Raw genomic sequence first — 15,988 nt, forward strand, 5'->3', positions numbered from 1 at the left:
CCGCTTACGCCGCCTCGTCCGGGTTGGAGCGGTCGAGCAGGAGGCTGCGGAGCTGCGCGTAGAACTCCCTGGCGGTCGCCGGGTCGTTGCCGTAACCGCCGTAGCGCACCACGAGCTCGGCGACCGCGCGGCCCTTCCCTTCCGCCCTCAAGCGGTCGATCAACCGGTCGATGGCCCTTTGGCCGGCGGGTTTTTCGCGCGGCGCCTCCGGCACCCTCGGCGCATCCGCCCGCGGGGGGGCGGGGGCTGCGGACGCCTCGCTCGCGTCGCTCAAGGTAGCGAGGTCCGGTTCAAAGAGGATCTCGCCCGCTTCGGGGTTGTAGTCGACCCACGGGCGGTGCGCGGGCGACACGGGTGGGCGCATCCCGAGCGCCTCGGCGGCGTAGACGAAGGCGCTCTCGGCGGTGCTCTCCGGGTCCCCCTGCGGCGCGCGCGCGGCGACCGCCGAACGGTGCAGCGTCCAACCCGCGACTTGGCAGCTCAGCGTGCAGGCGATCGCCCCCTCCCCGACACCCGCAAAGGCGTTCGACCAACCCGCCGCCCCGAACACCGCGTCGAGCCGCTCCCGCACCGCCCCCAACCGTAGCTGCGGCCGCACCTGCGCGCTCAGCCGGTCGGGCGACAGGCGCACCACGCGCCACTCGAGCGCCTGCAGCGGAAAGGGGGCGGCGAGCCTTTCGAGAGCTTCAGCAGGGTTCACGGAGCTGAGTATAGCGCCTCGCGGTGCGCGCCCGTAGGCCATTTGTCGCTTTTCGAGGGCCCGGGTGCTGCGCGCGAGGCGGCCGGTGGGCTTTCGAGGCTCAGAAAAAAGCCACCGCTGGGCCGCATATAATACGCTGATGTGCGCTACGCCCTCTTTCTCTCCGGAAGGCATCCCATGTTGAGTGACCGACCCGCACCGAGCCGCAGCACGCCGGCGCGCGCCAAGCGCCCCGGGTGGGCTCGGTTGGCCGTTGCCTGCTTCTGGCTCTCCGTCGCCGCCCCGCTAGCGTTCGCGGAGGTCGCGACCGCCACCCTCCAACCCCCTTTCGGCAGCCCGCTCACCCTGCTCGAGCCAGCCGAGCCCCCACCAGACGACCCCCAACCGGACGCGGCGCAACCGAACGAAGGCCAGCAAAATGCCACGGAGCCGGGCACGACGGACCCAGAGGGGGCGGCCCGAGGGCCCGCCGAAAACGCTCCCGAGGCGCAGGGTGCGACGGGTCAAGGGGGGGCTCCTGAGGAAGCCCCCACCGACGCCCCCCAGACGCCTGAGGCCCCCGACGCGGGCGCTCCAACGCCGACGCCCCCGACGCCTTTAGACGGTGCGGATGGCGCTACGGGCGCCGAGCCCACCGACGACGGCGCTCCGGACGCCACGCCCGAGGGCGCCGAGCCCACCGAGGCGGGCGCCACCGGAGCGCTCGACGTCGCGCTGCGGGGGGGCGGGGTCGAGGCGCGCGCCGGCAACCGGACGCTCTGGCGCCTCGAGTTCCCCGCGGGCAGCGGCAGCACGACCGAACCGCTCCTCACCGACGACCGCCTCTACCTAGGGCACGGCAACAGCTTGCTCGAGCTCGACCCGCAGAGCGGCGTGGTGCAGCGGCGCTGGCCCCTTTCGGGGCCCCTCGAGCGCGTCGAAGCGCTCGACGCCGAGACGGTCGCCGCCACCGTGCGCCACGCGTCGGGGCCGACCGAGCGCTTTTTGCTGCGAGACGGCGCCCTGCAGGAGGCGGTCCACTTCGGGCTCGAACCGGAGATGTTCGGCTACCTCCGCGCCGAAGCGCAGGTCCCCGACCCCGCCGCCCGGCTCGAGCGCGACCCCACCAACCCTTGGCTCTACCTCGCGGTCGGTCTGGAGGAGGCGAACCAGGAGGCGGCGCGCGAGCTCTTGAGACAGGGTGTCGAGGCGGGCGCGACCTTTTACGACCTCGCCGGGCTCGCCCAGGCGTTGGAGGAAAACGGCCACACCGACCTCGCCGAAACCGCTCTCGACGCCGCCCTCGCCGACTTCGCCGCGCGCGGCTACGACCCGCGCCTGCTTACCGACCCGGCGCTCGAGGCGGTCTACAACTTCCCCCTGACGCCGCTGCGGCGCGCCCTCGACGCCGGCGACGCGGCGAGCGCGGCCTTTTGGGCGCCCTACCTGGCGCTCGCCGCCCCCAACGTGCCGGGAGCGAACGAGGCCTTTTCGCGCTACGCCGCGATGCTCGGCGCCGACGCCCCCGCGGAGGAGGTCGCGCAGTGGCGCGCGCTCGCGCTCCCGCGCGCGAGCGGGAGCGTGGGGGGGCTCGACCGGATCGCGAGCGCCCTGGGCCGCGTCGGGTGGTACGCCGACCTCGCCATCTTGGTCGCGATCTTGGGGCTGCACCTGACGCTCATCGCCAAGTACTGGCGGCCGCAGAGCGACGACCTCAAACGCATCCACGCGCAGCGCGGGTACGTCACCCCCGTCGCGCGCCTTTTCGCCCTGCGCTACTACACGGTCTCCGAAAAGCTGGTGCTCGTCGTGATGTTCGCGGCCGTCCTGGCGCTCGCCGCGCTCGCGGACTGGTACGGCAACGCCGCGGCGCCGCCGACCGCCGTTCGCTCGGGGACGCTCGTGAGCCGCGAAGCGCAGGACTACCTGGCGGCCGCCGAGCTCACCGGCCCGCGCGGGGCCTTTATCCGCGGGTACGCCGCGCACATGGGCGGCGACGAGGGGGCGCGGGCGCTCTACGAGGCCGCCGGCGCTTTCCCCCCGGCGCTCAACAACCTGGGCGCTCTAACGGGTGATCCCGGCCTCTTTGAACGGGCGCTCGAGCTCGAGCCCGGCAGCTTGGAGGCGCGTTACAACCTCGGTGAGGCGCCGGAGGCCTTCCCCTTCCACGCGCGCTATCGCCCCGACGAACCGGTCCTCGCGGTGCCGACCGAGACGGACTTTCAAAACGCGCTCGCCGGGCCCTGGCGCGCCGCGCTCGCCGAAGCCTTCACCAACCCCTTGCGCACGCTCCAGCACCCCGCACCTTTTGGCTTTAACCAAGAGCTGTGGACCGTTTTCAGGGTGCTCTTGCTGCTGCTCACGCTGCTGACGATCGCTTTTCTCTTCGTGCCGCGCCCCCGCAGCGCCCGCAACGCGCCGCGCACCCTCCTCTACCACGTCCTCGCGCTCTTGATCCCCGGCAGCGGCCTCGCCGACGAGGCGTGGGGGCTGCTGCTCATCCTCCCCTGGGCGCTCGTCGGCCTCGACGTCATCACCCAGCGCGCCGGCTGGCCCTTCGGCCTCGGGCTCAGCCTGAACGCGGGGTACGCGGTGCTGGGCGCGATCTACCTGGTCAACACGGTCGCCTTCTTTGTAGAGCTGGCTTCGTACCGGCAGCGGATGCGCGAACGTGCCGCCCCGCGCGTCGTGGTCAAGGAGGCGTGAGCACCCCGCGAGCGTAAGGGGAGGCGCGGTGTCCCCCGCTAGGGTGCGTTAAGGTGCTCTAAACGCACCCCAAAGGAGGCTCACATGCCTAAAGCCGAGTTTCGCGGCGTCACCCTCGCCGAGAGCGCGCACACCGAGGTGGTCGAGGGCAACCACTACTTCCCGCGTGAAGCGGTCGCCATGGCGCTCCTTGAGCCCAGCGCGACCCGCTACACCTGTCCCTGGAAGGGCGAGGCCGAGTACTTTCACCTCACGGTCGCGGGCGAGCGCGTCGACGACGCGGCGTGGTCGTACCCGCACCCCAAAGCGGCCGCTAAGAGAATCGCCAATCACCTCGCCTTCGACACGAGCAAGGGGATCCGCGTCGCATAGGTTTGCTAGGTTGTGTTGCATCGTCCCCTCGGCTTCCGCGTGGAGCGTTCTAAAAGGGGTTGGTAGCCGGTAGCCTGGCCCGTGGTTCACGGGCCAGGCTACACCCTCTCTGGACGCTCACGTACGGGTCGGGCAGCGCACGAAAGCCCAAGAGCCAGCTTGTGCACGCCCGGCTATGCGAGCCACGCCTCCTCTTTAAACATGCGCGCGACGCGCGCCTCGAGGCGGCGCAGATCCCGCTCGCTCACCTCGGTGTCTTGGCCGCGGTCGAGCAGATGCAGCACCAAGCGGTCCGCGACAAGCTCCACCCCCGCCGTTCCCGGGATGAGGTTCGCCGCCCAGACGAACGCGATGCGCGCGACTTGGGTGCGTAGCCGCAGCTCCAGGGTAAGAAACCCCGGCGTCACCGACATCTTGGGGCTGAGGGCGTGGCGCGCCACGTCGAGACCGCTCACGAGCGACCCCCACAGGAAAAAGGGGATAAACTGCAGCACCCCGAGGGGCCGCAGCCGGCCGTAACCCAGCGCCGGGGGGAGGAGCAGGAGGCTCGCGGCGGTCGCGAGGAGCGCAAACAGCAGCACGAGGGGGAGGTCCTCGAGCGCCCCTTCGCTCAGCACCCACCAGAGAAAGACGAAGCCGCCTAGACGCAGCGGCGCCGCCCTCAAAAGGCGCCACGTCATCCGCGCACCTCAAAAAAGCGCAGCAGCGCACCGTAGGGCAGCGTCCCGAAGAGGGCGGCGAGGAGCGCGAGCCCCAGCGGGATCAGCTCCAGGCGCTTCGGCACGCGCCCCGTCGGTCGCCCCCCCCCGCCCGCGCGCCGCCCGACGAGCGGCCGCAGCGCCAGGGCCAAGTAGACCGCCGCTAAGAGCGACCCGGCGCGGAGCACCCACCCCCACCACGCCTGGTCGCTGGCGAGCGCCGCCGCTAAGAGCAGCTCCTTGGAGAGGTAGCCGGCGCTCGGCGGCAAGCCGAGCAGCGTCCAGATGCCGAGCAGCAGCGCGAGCGCCGAGAGCGGCCGCTGCCGCGCCGCGCCCGCCAGTTCGGCCAGCGTCGTACCGCCGCGCAGCAGCGTCAGCGCGCCGGCCACCATAAAGAGCGCCGCTTTGGCGAGCGCGTGGGCGAGCACGTGCATCAGCCCCGCCGTGGGGGCCCCCAAGGGGAAGCCCAAAAAGAGGTAGCCGAGCTGCGCCACCGTCGAGTAGGCGATAAGCCGTTTGAGCTGGGTCTGGCGAATGGCCCTCAGCGACCCCCAGAGGATCGCCACCGCCCCCAGAGCGCCGAGCACCTGCCACGCCAGCGCGGGCAGGTGCTCAGGGAAGACCCCGAACCAGAGCCGCAGCACGAGGTAGAAGGGCGCTTTGACGACGAGCGCCGACAGAAGCGCGCTCACGGGCGCCGCGGCGCTCGCGTGCGCGGGGGGTAGCCAGACGTGAAAGGGCCAGAGCGCCGCCTTGACGAGCAACCCGACCGTCATCAGCGCGAGCGCCACCCACGTCGCGGCGCCCGGCACCAGCAGGGGCGGCAGCGCCTCCATGGCGAGGGTGCCGTAGCGGGCGTACAGGAGCGCGACGCCAAAGAGGTAGAAAAGCGACCCGGTGAGCGCCATGAGCAGGTAGCGCATCCCCGCCGCGAGCGACACCGCGCTGCCCGTTAGGATCACGAGCCCCACCGCGGCGAGCGTCATCAGCTCGAGCGTGACGTAGAGGTTGAAGAGGTCGGCGGAGAGGTAAAGGGCGTTCATCGCCCCCCAGAGCAGGAGCCAGAGCGGCCAGAAGCTGTCGGCCTCGAGCCACCCCCGCGCCCCCCCAGCCGAGCCCCGGTGCGACCAGTAAAGGAGCGCGTAGAGGCTCACGGCAGTCCCGACGACCGCGTTAAGGAGCAGCATCGCGGCGCTGAGGCCGTCGGCGCGCAGCTCGATACCGAGGGGGGCGGCCCAACCGGAGACCGCGTAGCGCTGCACCCCCCCTTGCAGCACGCGCTGCGCGAGCGCGAGCGCGGTAGCGAGCACACCTGCTGCCCCCAAGAGCCCGATGACCGACGCGCCGCGGCGCCCGAACGCCGCGGCGAGCAGCCCCGCCACGACCGGCACGAGCACCCCGAGGGCGAGCGGAGAAGGTGGCGTCACCTTAGTCCCGGTCCTCGGGCAGCTCGGTGCGGCCGGTCTGGGCGTGCAGGCGCCGCACCAGGGCGAGCGCAAAGGCCGTCGCGCTGACCGCGACCACGATCCCGGTCAGCACCAGCGCGTGCGCCACGGGGTCGGGCAGCCCCTGCGGCGCGCGGCGCGCTTCGCTCACCAGAAACAAGAACACCGCGCTCCCCATGACATTCAGAGCGAGCACCTTGCGCAGCAGGTGCGGCTGGCTGAGCAGGGTGTAGAGCCCGCCGGCAAAGAGCAGCGCGCTCGCCGCGAGGTAGAGCGTCAGGGGCGTCACGCCTCCCCCTCCGCTTCGGCCCGCCGCGGCGCGCGCACGACCAACACGCGCTTGATCGGCGGCCGCGCCGCGACCACCAAGAGCATCAGCGTCCCCCCGACCGAAAAGGCCAGCAGCGTCTCGAGCAGCAGGATAAAGGTCGCCGTCCCCTGCGCCGGAAAGCTGAGGAGCGCTGCACCCTGCGCGAGGCGCAGCGTCCCGAAAAGGGCAAAAGCGGCGGGCCCCAAAAGCAGCCACGCGTAGAGCGCCGCGCGGTTTAGCCCCCTTAGGGCCGTGAGGCCGGAGAGCTGCAGCAAAAGCCCCGCCGCCCCCAAGACGACCCCCGCCTGAAACGCCCCCCCCGGCGCCGCCTTGCCGAGCCACAGCAAGTAGCCGCCCACGATGATCATCACCGGGACGAGCAGGCGCACCGTGAGCGCCAAGGGGGCGCTCGCGGGGGCCTCGCGGGGCAGCGCGCGCAGGTCGCGCGAGCGCCCGAGCGCGAGCGCGGCGAGCGCGGCGAGCAGCAAGACCACCACCTCGAGCCAGGTGTCGTACCCCCGGAAGTTCATCAGCACCGCCGTCACCGGGTGCTCCACGCCGCTCGCGGCCAGGTGGCGCAGCACCTCGTCGCGCAACCCGGCCGCCTCCACGGGCAGCTCAGCCATCGCCGCCAGCAGCGCCGCGCCGACCCCAGCGGCGAGCGCCAGCTTCGGCCACCGCGCCCAGCTCACCGGCGCGGCGCCTTTCGTCGCGGCTCAGCGTGCGCGTCGCGGCCGAGCTGCGCCGCCGCATCGAGGAGCAGCACGCCCGTCAGCCCCGCCCCGACGGCGGCCTCCGCGAGGGCGATGTCGGGCGCCCCCAAACGCACCCAGGCGAGCGCCATCACGAGCCCGTAGGCGATAAAGAGCACGACCGCCGTAAAGAGCTCGCGCCCCCGCAGCGCCCCCCAGGCCAGCATCAACAGCCCCACGACGATGAGGACGTCGAACACCCACTCAACCATGGGGCGCCTCACCGTAAGGCGTGCCGCTGTAGGACGTGCCACCGTAGGACGTGCCGCTGTAGGGCGCGCCACCGTGGGGCGTGCCAACATAGGGCGCCCCCTCGCGGAGGGCCGCCTCACGCCGCCGCGCGCTCTGCGCGATGAGGTAGCTGTTGGTCGCCCCGGCGAGGAGCGACAGCAGCCAGATAAAGATGAGCTTGAAAACGAGCGCCAGCGTCGGCGCGCGCAAACATAGCCCCAGAACGATCAGTCCCAGTCCCAGCGTGTCCGCTTTGGTGAGCGCGTGCAGGCGGCTGTAGGCGTCGGGAAAGCGCAGCAACCCCAGGGTGCCCGTCCAGAAAAACCCCGCGCCCAGCGCCACGCACACGGCGGCGGCGGCGTCGAGCGCGCTCACAGCGTCCCCCCCGAGGTGCCGCTCTGCGCCGCCGGCAGCGTGCGCGCGTGCTTGACAAAGGCCGTGACCGCGAGCACCGCTAGAAGCGCAAAGACGAGCGCGACGTTGCGCAAGGGCGGGCTCGAGGCCACCTCCGCCAAGAGCAGCAAGATGGCGACGCCCGCCGTGCCGAAGAGCTGCGCCGCTAGCATCCGGTCGATCGCCGAGGGGCCGTGGAGCACCCGCAGCAGTCCGATCAAGATGTCGCCGAAGAGCAAAAGCGCAACCACCAAAAAGAAGGTCGTCACAGCCGCGCACCACCTCTGACGCTAACGTCGATGAGCATAGAAGCCTCCTTATAAAAACCTAGGGCCCACAATCGGCTGCCCCCCATAGCCGCCGCTTGGCCCTAACCGCTGATGCGTCACGGGATGTCGAACCCGCCCGGGCACCCCGGCCCGGTAACACGTTTGTCGTCAGTCTACCCCGCCCGCCCCCCAAGCGGCGTGCCCACGCGCTTTGCAACGCACGGTAAAACGCGCAGTAAGCTGCGAGGGTGAACGGTTACCTACTCGTCTTCGCCGCAGCCGTCCTGTGGGGGCTCATCGGCGTGTTTTCACAGGGCATTCTAGACGCCGGGGTCGGGGCGCTCGAGATCGCCTTCTGGCGAGCGGCGCTCGCCGGGGCGCTCTTCGCCGCGCACGCCCGCCTGACCGGGCAGCTCAAGCTCGCCGGGGCGCGCGACTTCGGGGCGCTAGCGGCCTTCGCGGGGGTCGGCGTGACGCTCTTTTACGCCGCGTACACCCTGGCGGTGCAAACCGGCGGCGTGAGCCTGGCCTCGCTCCTCCTCTACAGCGCCCCTGCCTTCGTCGCCCTCGCGGCGTGGGCGCTCCTCGGCGAGGCGCTCACCCTTAGCAAACTCGGGCTCTTGGCGCTGACGCTCGTCGGCGTCGCGCTCGTGTCCCAAGGGGGCGGCGAGGGGGTGCGGGTGGGGCCAGCGTCGCTCTTCTGGGGGCTTGTCGCGGCGCTCGCCTACGCCTCGTACTACATCTTCGGCAAGTGGGTGCTCGCGCGCTACGCGCCCGTGACGATCTACGCCGTCGTCTTGCCCATCGGCGCGCTCGGGCTGCTGCCCTTGGTGACCTTCGCCCCCAAAACCCCGAGCGTTTGGGGGCTCTTGCTGCTCCTCGCGGCCGTCTCGACCTACGCCGCGTACGGGCTCTACTACACCGGCCTCAAACGGGTCGAAGCCTCGAGGGCGGTCCTGGTCGCCAGCGTCGAACCCGTCGTCGCCGCGCTCTTGGCCGCCCTGCTCTTCGGGGAGCGCTTGGGCGCGTGGGGTCTCTTGGGGGGTGCGGCGATCCTCGGCGCGGCGGTGCTCGCGAGCTTGCCGGCTCGCGCCGCCCGCAGCCCCCAACCCGGGGACCTCGCTTGACCCTGGGCGGAGCGCGTGTTAGAGTCTGCAAGGTTATTGCCCGCGCTGCATTTGTATAGAGGGGCGCGAGCACACCACGACACCGCCATGCCGAACCCTACCCGCCGCGTCCGACGTTAGCGACCGCTCCAGAGGAGCGGAGGCCGTCGCGCGCCCTTTCGGGTGAGGGTTTTTTGCTGTTGTCGTGCCCCGCTCCCCCGCCCGCAAACCACACCCGACCCACTTAAGGAGCCCCATGTCAGCGCAACAGGCAGCTCACGGCGCACGAAATCGCGCCGCCACCCCCATCAAAAAAGCCCAAAAGGTCGTGCTCGCCTACTCCGGCGGCCTGGACACCTCGGTCATCTTGGCGTGGCTTCGCGAGGTCTACGGCGCGGAGGTCGTCGCCTTCACCGCCGACATCGGCCAGGGCGAAGAGGTCGCCGAGGCGAAGGAGAAGGCCCTCCGAACGGGCGCCGTGCAAGCTTATGCGGTCGACCTGCAGCGCGAGTTCGTCCAAGACTTTGTCTTTCCGGTGCTGCGCTCGGGCGCCCTCTACGAGGGCTACTATCTGCTCGGCACCTCGTTCGCGCGCCCCCTCATCGCCAAAAAGATGGTCGAGATCGCCGAGGCCGAGGGCGCGGACGCGGTCGCCCACGGCGCCACGGGTAAGGGCAACGACCAGGTCCGCTTCGAGCTCTCGGCGTACGCGCTCAAACCCGACATCACGGTGATCGCGCCGTGGCGCGAGTGGACCCTACGGGGCCGCGAGGACTGCGTGCGCTACGCCCGCGAGCGGGGCATCCCGGTGGGCGTCACGAAGGAAAAACCCTACTCGGTGGACGCCAACCTCTACCACATCTCCTACGAGGGGGGCATCTTGGAGGACCCCTGGGCCGCCCCGCCCAAGGACATGTGGCGCCTCACGACCGACCCGATCGCGGCGCCGGACACCCCCGAGACGGTCGAGGTGACCTTCGAGGCGGGCGACCCGGTGGCGATCAACGGCGAGCGCTTGGACCCCGTGGCGCTCTTACGCCGAGCGAACGACTTGGGCGGCAAACACGGCGTCGGCCGCGTCGACATCGTGGAGAACCGCTTTGTCGGGATGAAGTCGCGCGGCTGCTACGAGACGCCGGGGGGCACGCTGCTCTTTCACGCGCACCGGGCGGTCGAGTCGCTGACCCTAGACCGCCAGGTGATGCAGCTGCGCGACGAACTCATGCCCAAGTACGCGGGGATGGTCTACAACGGTTTTTGGTTCGCGCCGGAGCGCGTGGCGCTGCAGGGGTTCATCGACGAGATCCAGAAGCCGGTGACGGGCACCGCGCGCTTAGAGCTCTACAAGGGCAGCGTCACCATCACCGGCCGCAAGTCGCCCAACTCGTTCTACCGCCAAGACGTGGTCACCTTTGAAGAGGACGCGGTGTACGACCAGGCCGACGCGGACGGGTTTATCAAACTCAACGCCCTGAGGCTGCGCATCGCCGCCCAACTCGCCGCGAAGACCACCGCCGCGCCCCTCAAGATCCCGCAGTACACCGAATGATGGCCACGCTCACCTCAGCGCCCACGGCGAAGCTGCGCGCCGCTACGCACGCTGATGTCGGCGCGTTGGCGGCGCTCTACCGGAGCGCTTGGGAGGACGAGACGGAGGACGAGGCGACGGTCGCGAGCTGGCTCGAGCGGGGCGGGGCGCTGCTCTTTGCCGCAGGTGACACCGTCGTCTGCGCGCTGCGCTGGCGCGAAGCGCCCTACGGCTGGGAGGTCGGGCGGCTCGCCACGCTCCCCGCGTACCGCGCCCAGGGTTTCGGGCGCTGGCTGATGACGCGGCTCGAAGCCCTCGCCATCCAACACAGCGTCCCCGAGCTGCGGCTCACGCTGAGCGACGCGCAGCGCGAGCTCCTGCCCTACTACACGCGCATGGGCTACCGCCCGTGCCGTCCGGAGGACCCCCTGACGCTCTGCAAACGCGTCGGGGGGGTGTGGCAGCGGCAGGGATGACGATGACGAGGTGGTGTTATGGCGTCTCGCCGCGCTCGAGCGCTTCTACATCGGCCAGATCCTTTTTTCTGCCGCTCGCGCGCTTGTTCCGCAAAAGCGCCTCACGGTCTAGAAAAGGTAGCGGTAAACCGTCTACGGTCTGTGTCACGCGGTTTTCCCAGGCCTCGGAAAACCCGACGCCGCTGATCTCGGTGAGGAGGTCGATGCGCCGCGGCGGAAGCCCGAGCTGGATCACGAGACCGGGTTTCACAAGGTCTTCTCGGGAAACGCCCAGCGCAGCGGTAGGAGCACCGAAGCGCTGCAGAGCACGCCACACGCGCTCAGCGTTCTCTTCACGCGACTCGAGCCAGATATCGATGTCACCCGTTGCGCGAGGTATGCCGTGAAGCGCAAGCGCGTAGGCACCGACGACCAAAAATCGTGCCTCTTCCGCGAGCAGCGCCTCGAGAAAGTCCCGAAAGTCTTCATTCAGGACGTTCACGTAACGCGCGTGACGGTGACCGGGAGGTGAGCGCGGTCGTAAGTCGGCAAGGAACCCGCCGCGAGCCCCCAGGCCGTCAGGGCGAGCGGCCACATCATCGCGAGCCGCGCTTCGGGCGACGTCGCACCGCTGAGGTCCTCGTTCTCCCCCCCCAACGGAACGACCCGCACGGCGAGCGCTGCTCTCGCCTCCCCTCGGGCGCGCCTCGCAGCGTCGCAAACGTCCACTTCACCGTTCATGGGTTTAGTCTACAAGGCGTAAGGGAGTAGCGCGGTGGCTTCTAAAACTGGGGAACAGAAACGCATGTGGGGCGGGCGCTTCTCTGAAAGCACCGATGAGCTGGTGCAGCGCTTTAACGCCTCCGTAGACTTCGACCGGCGCCTTGCGCTGCACGACCTTGCGGGCTCGGTCGCCCACGCCACCATGCTGGGCGAGACGGGTATCCTGACCCAGGACGAGGCGGCGCAGATCATCGCGGGGCTCAAGAACCTGAAGCAGGAGGTCGAGGCGGGGACGTTCGAATGGCGCGTTGACCTCGAGGACGTCCATATGAACCTCGAGCACGCCCTGACGGAGCGCATCGGCCCCATCGGCGGCAAGCTCCACACCGCCCGGAGCCGCAACGACCAGGTCGCTACCGACTTCCGGCTCTGGCTGAGAGACGAGACGCACGCGCTCATCGGCCTTTTGCGCGAGGTGCAGGGCGCTCTCGTCGCGGCCGCCGAGCGCCACTTGGGGCTCATCATGCCGGGCTACACCCACCTGCAGGTCGCGCAACCGGTGCTCTTTAGCCACCACCTGCTCGCCTACTATGAGATGTTCGCGCGCGACGAGGGGCGGCTCACAGACTCCCTCAAACGCCTCAACATCTCGCCGCTGGGCGCCGGGGCGCTCGCCGGTACGGGCTTCCCCATCGACCGCGCGCGCACCGCCCAGCTGTTGGGGTTTGAGGGCGTCGCCCGCAACTCGCTCGACGCGGTGTCCGACCGCGACTTCGCCGTCGAGTTTCTGGCGGCCGCCAGCCTCATCATGATGCACCTCTCGAGGCTCTCGGAGGAGCTCATCTTGTGGTCGAGCCAGGAGTTCGGCTTCGTAACGCTCCCCGACTCGCACACAACGGGGTCGTCGATCATGCCGCAGAAAAAGAACCCCGACGTCTCCGAGCTCACGCGCGGCAAGACGGGGCGCGTCTACGGGCACCTGCTGGGGCTCTTGACGACCCTTAAAGGCTTGCCGCTGGCCTACAACAAGGACCTGCAGGAGGACAAAGAGGGGGTGTTCGACACCGCCGACACGCTGCGCGTGTGCCTTACGCTCACCGCCGACCTGCTGCCCAAACTCGTCCCCAACGCCTCACGCATGCGTGAGGCGGCGGGCCGCGCCTACTCGAACGCGACCGACCTGGCCGACTACCTGGCGCGCCAGGGTCTGCCCTTCCGCGAGGCGCACGAGGTCGTGGGCAAGCTCGTCGCGCGCGCCCTACGCGAGGGCAAAGACCTCCAGGAGCTCACGCTCGCCGAGATGCGAGCGGCGTGCGCGCTTATCGGCGAGGAGGTCTTCGAGGTGCTCCGACTGGAGAGCGTCGTCAATGCCCGCTCGAGCTACGGCGGCACCGCGCTTGACGCGGTGCGGGCGCAGCTCGCGGCCGCCAAGGCGCGGCTGGAGGGGCAGGGATGACGGCGGTCGCCGCGCAACCTCCCGCGCCCGCCGCGCTGACGGTGCGCCCCGCGCGCGCGGAGGACGTCACGGCTATTTTCGAGACCATCGGCTACTGGGCGGCGCAGGGGAAGATGCTCGTGCGGCCCATGCAGAACATTTTCGAGAACCTGCGCGACTTTTTCGTCGCGGAGGTCGGCGGAGAGTTCGCCGGCTGCGGCGCGCTGCATATCCTCTGGGGGGACATCGCCGAGGTGCGCGGGCTCGCGGTGCGCCCCGAGGTGCAGGCCAAGGGGGTCGGGCGGGCGCTCGTCGCGGCGTGCGAGGCCGAGGCGCGCCGCCTAGGCATCCCCGTGCTGTTCGCCTGGACCTACTCGGTGGGCTTTTTCGAGCGCTGCGGCTTTCACCTCATCGACAAGTCCAAAGAGCTGCACCCGCGCGTCTGGTCGGAGTGCCTACGCTGCCCCTTTTTCGTGGGGTGCAACGAAAACGGCATGCTTAAGCACCTAGAGGGGGTGCCCATGCCCCGCAACCTCCCCGAACCGCCCCCGACGCAGGTGCCGCCCGGCATCCGTTAGGCTCGGCCCGTGACCTGTGCTCTCACCCGTGGCCCGCGGCGCGCGGTTTGGGGCGCACCTAGACCACGCGGTTTTTGCCCGCGCGCTTGGCCCTATAGAGGTTGTCGTCGGCGAGCGCGAGGAGCTTTTCGTGGTCTTTGACGCTGAGGTCATCCGCGAGCCCGATGCTGACCGTGACCTGCAGCTCGGGGTGCAGCTCCCACCAGGGATACTGTTCGATCGCCTCGCGGATGCGCTCGCACACCGCGCGCGCCCCCTGGAGGTCGGTCTGCGGCATCACCAACACGAACTCCTCGCCGCCGTAGCGCGCCACGATGTCGACGGTGCGGGTAAAGCGGGCGAAGACCTCCGCCGCCGCGCGCAGCACCCCGTCGCCTATCTGGTGCGACAGCGTGTCGTTAACCCCCTTGAAGTTGTCGAGGTCGATGAGCGCCACGCTTAGCGGGTGGCGGTAGCGCTGGGCCGCCGCGAACGCCTCGCGCAGGACCTCTTCGAGGTGGCGCCGGTTGTAGAGGCCCGTCAGGGCGTCCTCGCGGGTCTGCTGCTCGAGCCGTTCGGCCTGCTCGCGCAGCTGCGCGAGCAGCGCCGCCTTCTCCTCTAGGGTGCGCTCGAGCGCCGCGTTCATCTCGGCGAGCTCGACGTTGCGCAAGCGCTCGATCTCGGCGTCGCGGGCGAGCTTTTCGAGCTCAAACTGAGCCGTCAGGCGCCTCGTTTTGTCGGCCGCACGCTCCCCGAGGAGCGCTTTTTCGAGCTCGTGCCCCCGCTTGTAGTGCTCGAGCGCCTCCTCGAGGCGACCCTGGCGCTCGTAGACCTCGGAGAGGGCCGCGTAGACCCCCCTTTCGAGGCGGCGCAACCTCAGCTCCTGGGCGAGCTCCAGAGCCCGCCTCAGATGCGCGTGGGCGGCGACGAGGTCGCCGTGCGCGGCGAGCGAACGCCCGAGGTTGAGGCGCAGCTCGGTCTCAGCGGCGCGGTTTTGGGTGCGCTGCGCCAATTCGAGCCCCTGCGCGTAGCGCGCCAGCGAGGCCTCCTTGTCCCCCTGGCGGCAGAGCAGCTGCGCCAACCTGGCGAGGATGAAGACGCGCGTCTCGACCTCGCCGATGGCCTCGCTGAGCGCGAGCGCCCGCTCGGCGTAGGCGCGCGCCTGCGCGTCGTCGCGGGCGGCCATCGCGATCCCCGCGAGCGTGTCGAGGGCGTTGACCTGCTCGCGTTTGCGCCCTAGCGTTTCGGTGAGCCGCAGCACCTCGAGGGCGTAGCGCGTCGCCCGCGCGAAGTCGCCGAGTTCGCGCAGCGTCTCCGCGAGGTTGGCGAGCAGCGTCAGGCGCGCACCGGCGTTGCCGAGCCTCTCAGCGCGCCTAAGCCCCTCGAGGTAGGCTTCGAGCGCGCGGTCGTCGGCGCCGCTCGCCGCGTGGTAGCTCCCCAGGTTGTTGAGCGCCGAAACCTGTCCCATCACGTCGCCCAAACGCTCCTTGAGTTCAAGCGCCTCCTGGTTGGCCCGCAACGACGCGGTGTAGTTGCCGTAGTAGGACTCGACGATCGCCCACATGAGAAGCCCCTGGGCACGCCCCTCGAGGTCGCCGAGCGCGGCGTAGCGCTCTAGGCTCTCGCCGACGAGGGTGCGCGCCTCCGCAAACGCGCCGCGGTCGATGTGCGCCCCCGCCGCAAAGAGCAGCGCGTCGGTCTCGCCCAAACGGTCGCCGAGCGCGGCGAAGCGCTCGCGGCTCCGGTCGTGCGCCGCGAGCGCCGCCTCAAAGTCCCCCAGACGGGTGTGCAAAAACCCCCGCACGAAGTCGGCGCGGGCGGCGGCGTGGCGCAGCCCGGCGGTGTCGGCGGCCTGCGCAGCCCGCTCGAGGAACGCCTGCGCTTGGGTGAACTCGAGGCGGTCGACCGCACAGAACGCGAGCGTCAGCCCGCTGTACGCGAGCCCTCTGGGGTAACCCAGGTGCTCCGAGCGCGCGCACGCCTCTTGCGCGAGCGCCCACGCGCCATCGGGATCGACGCGCCTAAGCGACCAGGCGCGTTCGTTAAGCCGGTCGATGGGCGCTTCGGGGGGCTCTTCGGGGGATGAGGTCATATCACACAGTTCACCGGGCGCTGCGCCCGTCTTCTCTAGCGTCATCTCGCCACCGCCTTTAACCTCCGCTGCACCTCGCGGTGCACTGGCGGTATTATGGCCGCGCGGGTCTTGCAAGATTCTTACACCCCTTTAAAGCGCGGTTCAATCCCAAGTTACGGCACAACCGGACGCGCGTGGCGGGGGTGGGTCTTAAGCACCAACACCCGCGCAGCTTCGGGGAGCGGGTCGCGGGTC

17 protein-coding genes and 1 pseudogene are annotated in these 15,988 nt (G+C 70.2%); 7 read left to right on the plus strand and 11 right to left on the minus strand.

Annotated features, from left to right (window positions below; genetic code table 11):
- Positions 1 to 4 precede the first annotated feature (4 nt).
- The gene (locus TRAD_RS08630; RefSeq protein WP_013178226.1) at positions 5 to 700 is read right to left on the minus strand and encodes a hypothetical protein; all 696 of its coding nucleotides are present in this window, start codon (positions 698 to 700) and stop codon (positions 5 to 7) included.
- Positions 701 to 877: 177 nt separating this feature from the next.
- On the opposite strand from TRAD_RS08630, the gene TRAD_RS08635 reads away from it, so the two are divergent.
- Both TRAD_RS08635 and TRAD_RS08640 read left to right on the plus strand, forming a co-directional pair.
- Entirely contained in the window at positions 878 to 3,385 is a 2,508-nt protein-coding gene (locus tag TRAD_RS08635; protein ID WP_013178227.1) for a hypothetical protein, read from the plus strand.
- Positions 3,386 to 3,469: 84 nt separating this feature from the next.
- Positions 3,470 to 3,757 (plus strand): DUF427 domain-containing protein, encoded by a 288-nt coding sequence (locus TRAD_RS08640; RefSeq protein WP_013178228.1) that lies wholly within the window; start codon positions 3,470 to 3,472, stop codon positions 3,755 to 3,757.
- A 173-nt stretch (positions 3,758 to 3,930) separates the two neighbouring features.
- Here the strand turns inward: TRAD_RS08640 and TRAD_RS08645 are convergent, their stop codons facing one another.
- The 7 genes and pseudogenes from TRAD_RS08645 to TRAD_RS08675 form a co-directional block, all read right to left on the minus strand.
- Positions 3,931 to 4,437, minus strand: a complete 507-nt coding sequence (locus TRAD_RS08645) for a Na+/H+ antiporter subunit E (protein WP_013178229.1) — start codon at positions 4,435 to 4,437, stop codon at positions 3,931 to 3,933.
- Positions 4,434 to 5,882: a complex I subunit 5 family protein gene (locus TRAD_RS08650; protein WP_013178230.1), complete on the minus strand. Its 1,449-nt coding sequence runs from the start codon at positions 5,880 to 5,882 to the stop codon at positions 4,434 to 4,436. The genes TRAD_RS08645 and TRAD_RS08650 overlap by 4 nt, the downstream gene beginning before the upstream one ends.
- 1 nt (position 5,883) lies before the next feature.
- Positions 5,884 to 6,189, minus strand: coding sequence for a sodium:proton antiporter (locus tag TRAD_RS08655; RefSeq protein WP_013178231.1), 306 nt, complete (start codon positions 6,187 to 6,189; stop codon positions 5,884 to 5,886).
- A complete protein-coding gene (locus TRAD_RS08660; RefSeq protein WP_013178232.1) occupies positions 6,186 to 6,902 on the minus strand; it encodes a Na(+)/H(+) antiporter subunit B in 717 nt (238 codons plus the stop codon). The genes TRAD_RS08655 and TRAD_RS08660 overlap by 4 nt, the downstream gene beginning before the upstream one ends.
- Positions 6,899 to 7,174: a Na(+)/H(+) antiporter subunit B gene (locus TRAD_RS08665; RefSeq protein ID WP_013178233.1), complete on the minus strand. Its 276-nt coding sequence runs from the start codon at positions 7,172 to 7,174 to the stop codon at positions 6,899 to 6,901. The genes TRAD_RS08660 and TRAD_RS08665 overlap by 4 nt, the downstream gene beginning before the upstream one ends.
- A gap of 118 nt (positions 7,175 to 7,292) precedes the next feature.
- Positions 7,293 to 7,568 (minus strand): annotated as a pseudogene (gene mnhG, locus TRAD_RS08670) (monovalent cation/H(+) antiporter subunit G); the annotation flags it as partial.
- A complete protein-coding gene (locus TRAD_RS08675) occupies positions 7,565 to 7,855 on the minus strand; it encodes an MrpF/PhaF family protein (RefSeq protein ID WP_013178235.1) in 291 nt (96 codons plus the stop codon). The pseudogene mnhG and the gene TRAD_RS08675, both read right to left, overlap by 4 nt.
- Positions 7,856 to 8,103: 248 nt before the next feature.
- Between TRAD_RS08675 and TRAD_RS08680 the strand changes: the two genes are divergently transcribed.
- The 3 genes from TRAD_RS08680 to TRAD_RS08690 all read left to right on the plus strand — a co-directional run bounded on the left by TRAD_RS08680 (position 8,104) and on the right by TRAD_RS08690 (position 10,965).
- Positions 8,104 to 8,982 (plus strand): DMT family transporter, encoded by an 879-nt coding sequence (locus TRAD_RS08680; protein ID WP_013178236.1) that lies wholly within the window; start codon positions 8,104 to 8,106, stop codon positions 8,980 to 8,982.
- Between the two features lie 235 nt (positions 8,983 to 9,217).
- Complete coding sequence (locus TRAD_RS08685) at positions 9,218 to 10,510, plus strand: argininosuccinate synthase (RefSeq protein ID WP_013178237.1); 1,293 nt, start codon at positions 9,218 to 9,220, stop codon at positions 10,508 to 10,510.
- Positions 10,510 to 10,965, plus strand: a complete 456-nt coding sequence (locus tag TRAD_RS08690; protein ID WP_013178238.1) for a GNAT family N-acetyltransferase — start codon at positions 10,510 to 10,512, stop codon at positions 10,963 to 10,965. The genes TRAD_RS08685 and TRAD_RS08690 overlap by 1 nt, the downstream gene beginning before the upstream one ends.
- Before the next feature lie 16 nt (positions 10,966 to 10,981).
- Here TRAD_RS08690 and TRAD_RS08695 read toward each other — a convergent pair whose 3' ends face one another.
- Positions 10,982 to 11,380 (minus strand): hypothetical protein, encoded by a 399-nt coding sequence (locus TRAD_RS08695; RefSeq protein WP_221401584.1) that lies wholly within the window; start codon positions 11,378 to 11,380, stop codon positions 10,982 to 10,984.
- A 62-nt stretch (positions 11,381 to 11,442) separates the two neighbouring features.
- Positions 11,443 to 11,685, minus strand: a complete 243-nt coding sequence (locus TRAD_RS08700; protein WP_013178240.1) for a hypothetical protein — start codon at positions 11,683 to 11,685, stop codon at positions 11,443 to 11,445.
- Between the two features lie 64 nt (positions 11,686 to 11,749).
- Between TRAD_RS08700 and argH the strand changes: the two genes are divergently transcribed.
- Positions 11,750 to 13,123 carry an argininosuccinate lyase gene (gene argH / locus TRAD_RS08705; protein WP_041947210.1) on the plus strand — a complete coding sequence of 458 codons (1,374 nt, stop codon included), beginning with the start codon at positions 11,750 to 11,752 and terminating at the stop codon, positions 13,121 to 13,123.
- On the plus strand, positions 13,120 to 13,680 hold the full coding sequence (locus TRAD_RS08710) for an N-acetyltransferase (protein WP_013178242.1): 561 nt from the start codon (positions 13,120 to 13,122) through the stop codon (positions 13,678 to 13,680). The genes argH and TRAD_RS08710 overlap by 4 nt, the downstream gene beginning before the upstream one ends.
- Positions 13,681 to 13,738: 58 nt before the next feature.
- Here TRAD_RS08710 and TRAD_RS15260 read toward each other — a convergent pair whose 3' ends face one another.
- Entirely contained in the window at positions 13,739 to 15,751 is a 2,013-nt protein-coding gene (locus TRAD_RS15260) for a GGDEF domain-containing protein (RefSeq protein ID WP_049773044.1), read from the minus strand.
- Positions 15,752 to 15,988: the final 237 nt, after the last annotated feature.

The sequence above is a fragment of the Truepera radiovictrix DSM 17093 genome, assembly GCF_000092425.1.
GTDB lineage: Bacteria > Deinococcota > Deinococci > Deinococcales > Trueperaceae > Truepera > Truepera radiovictrix.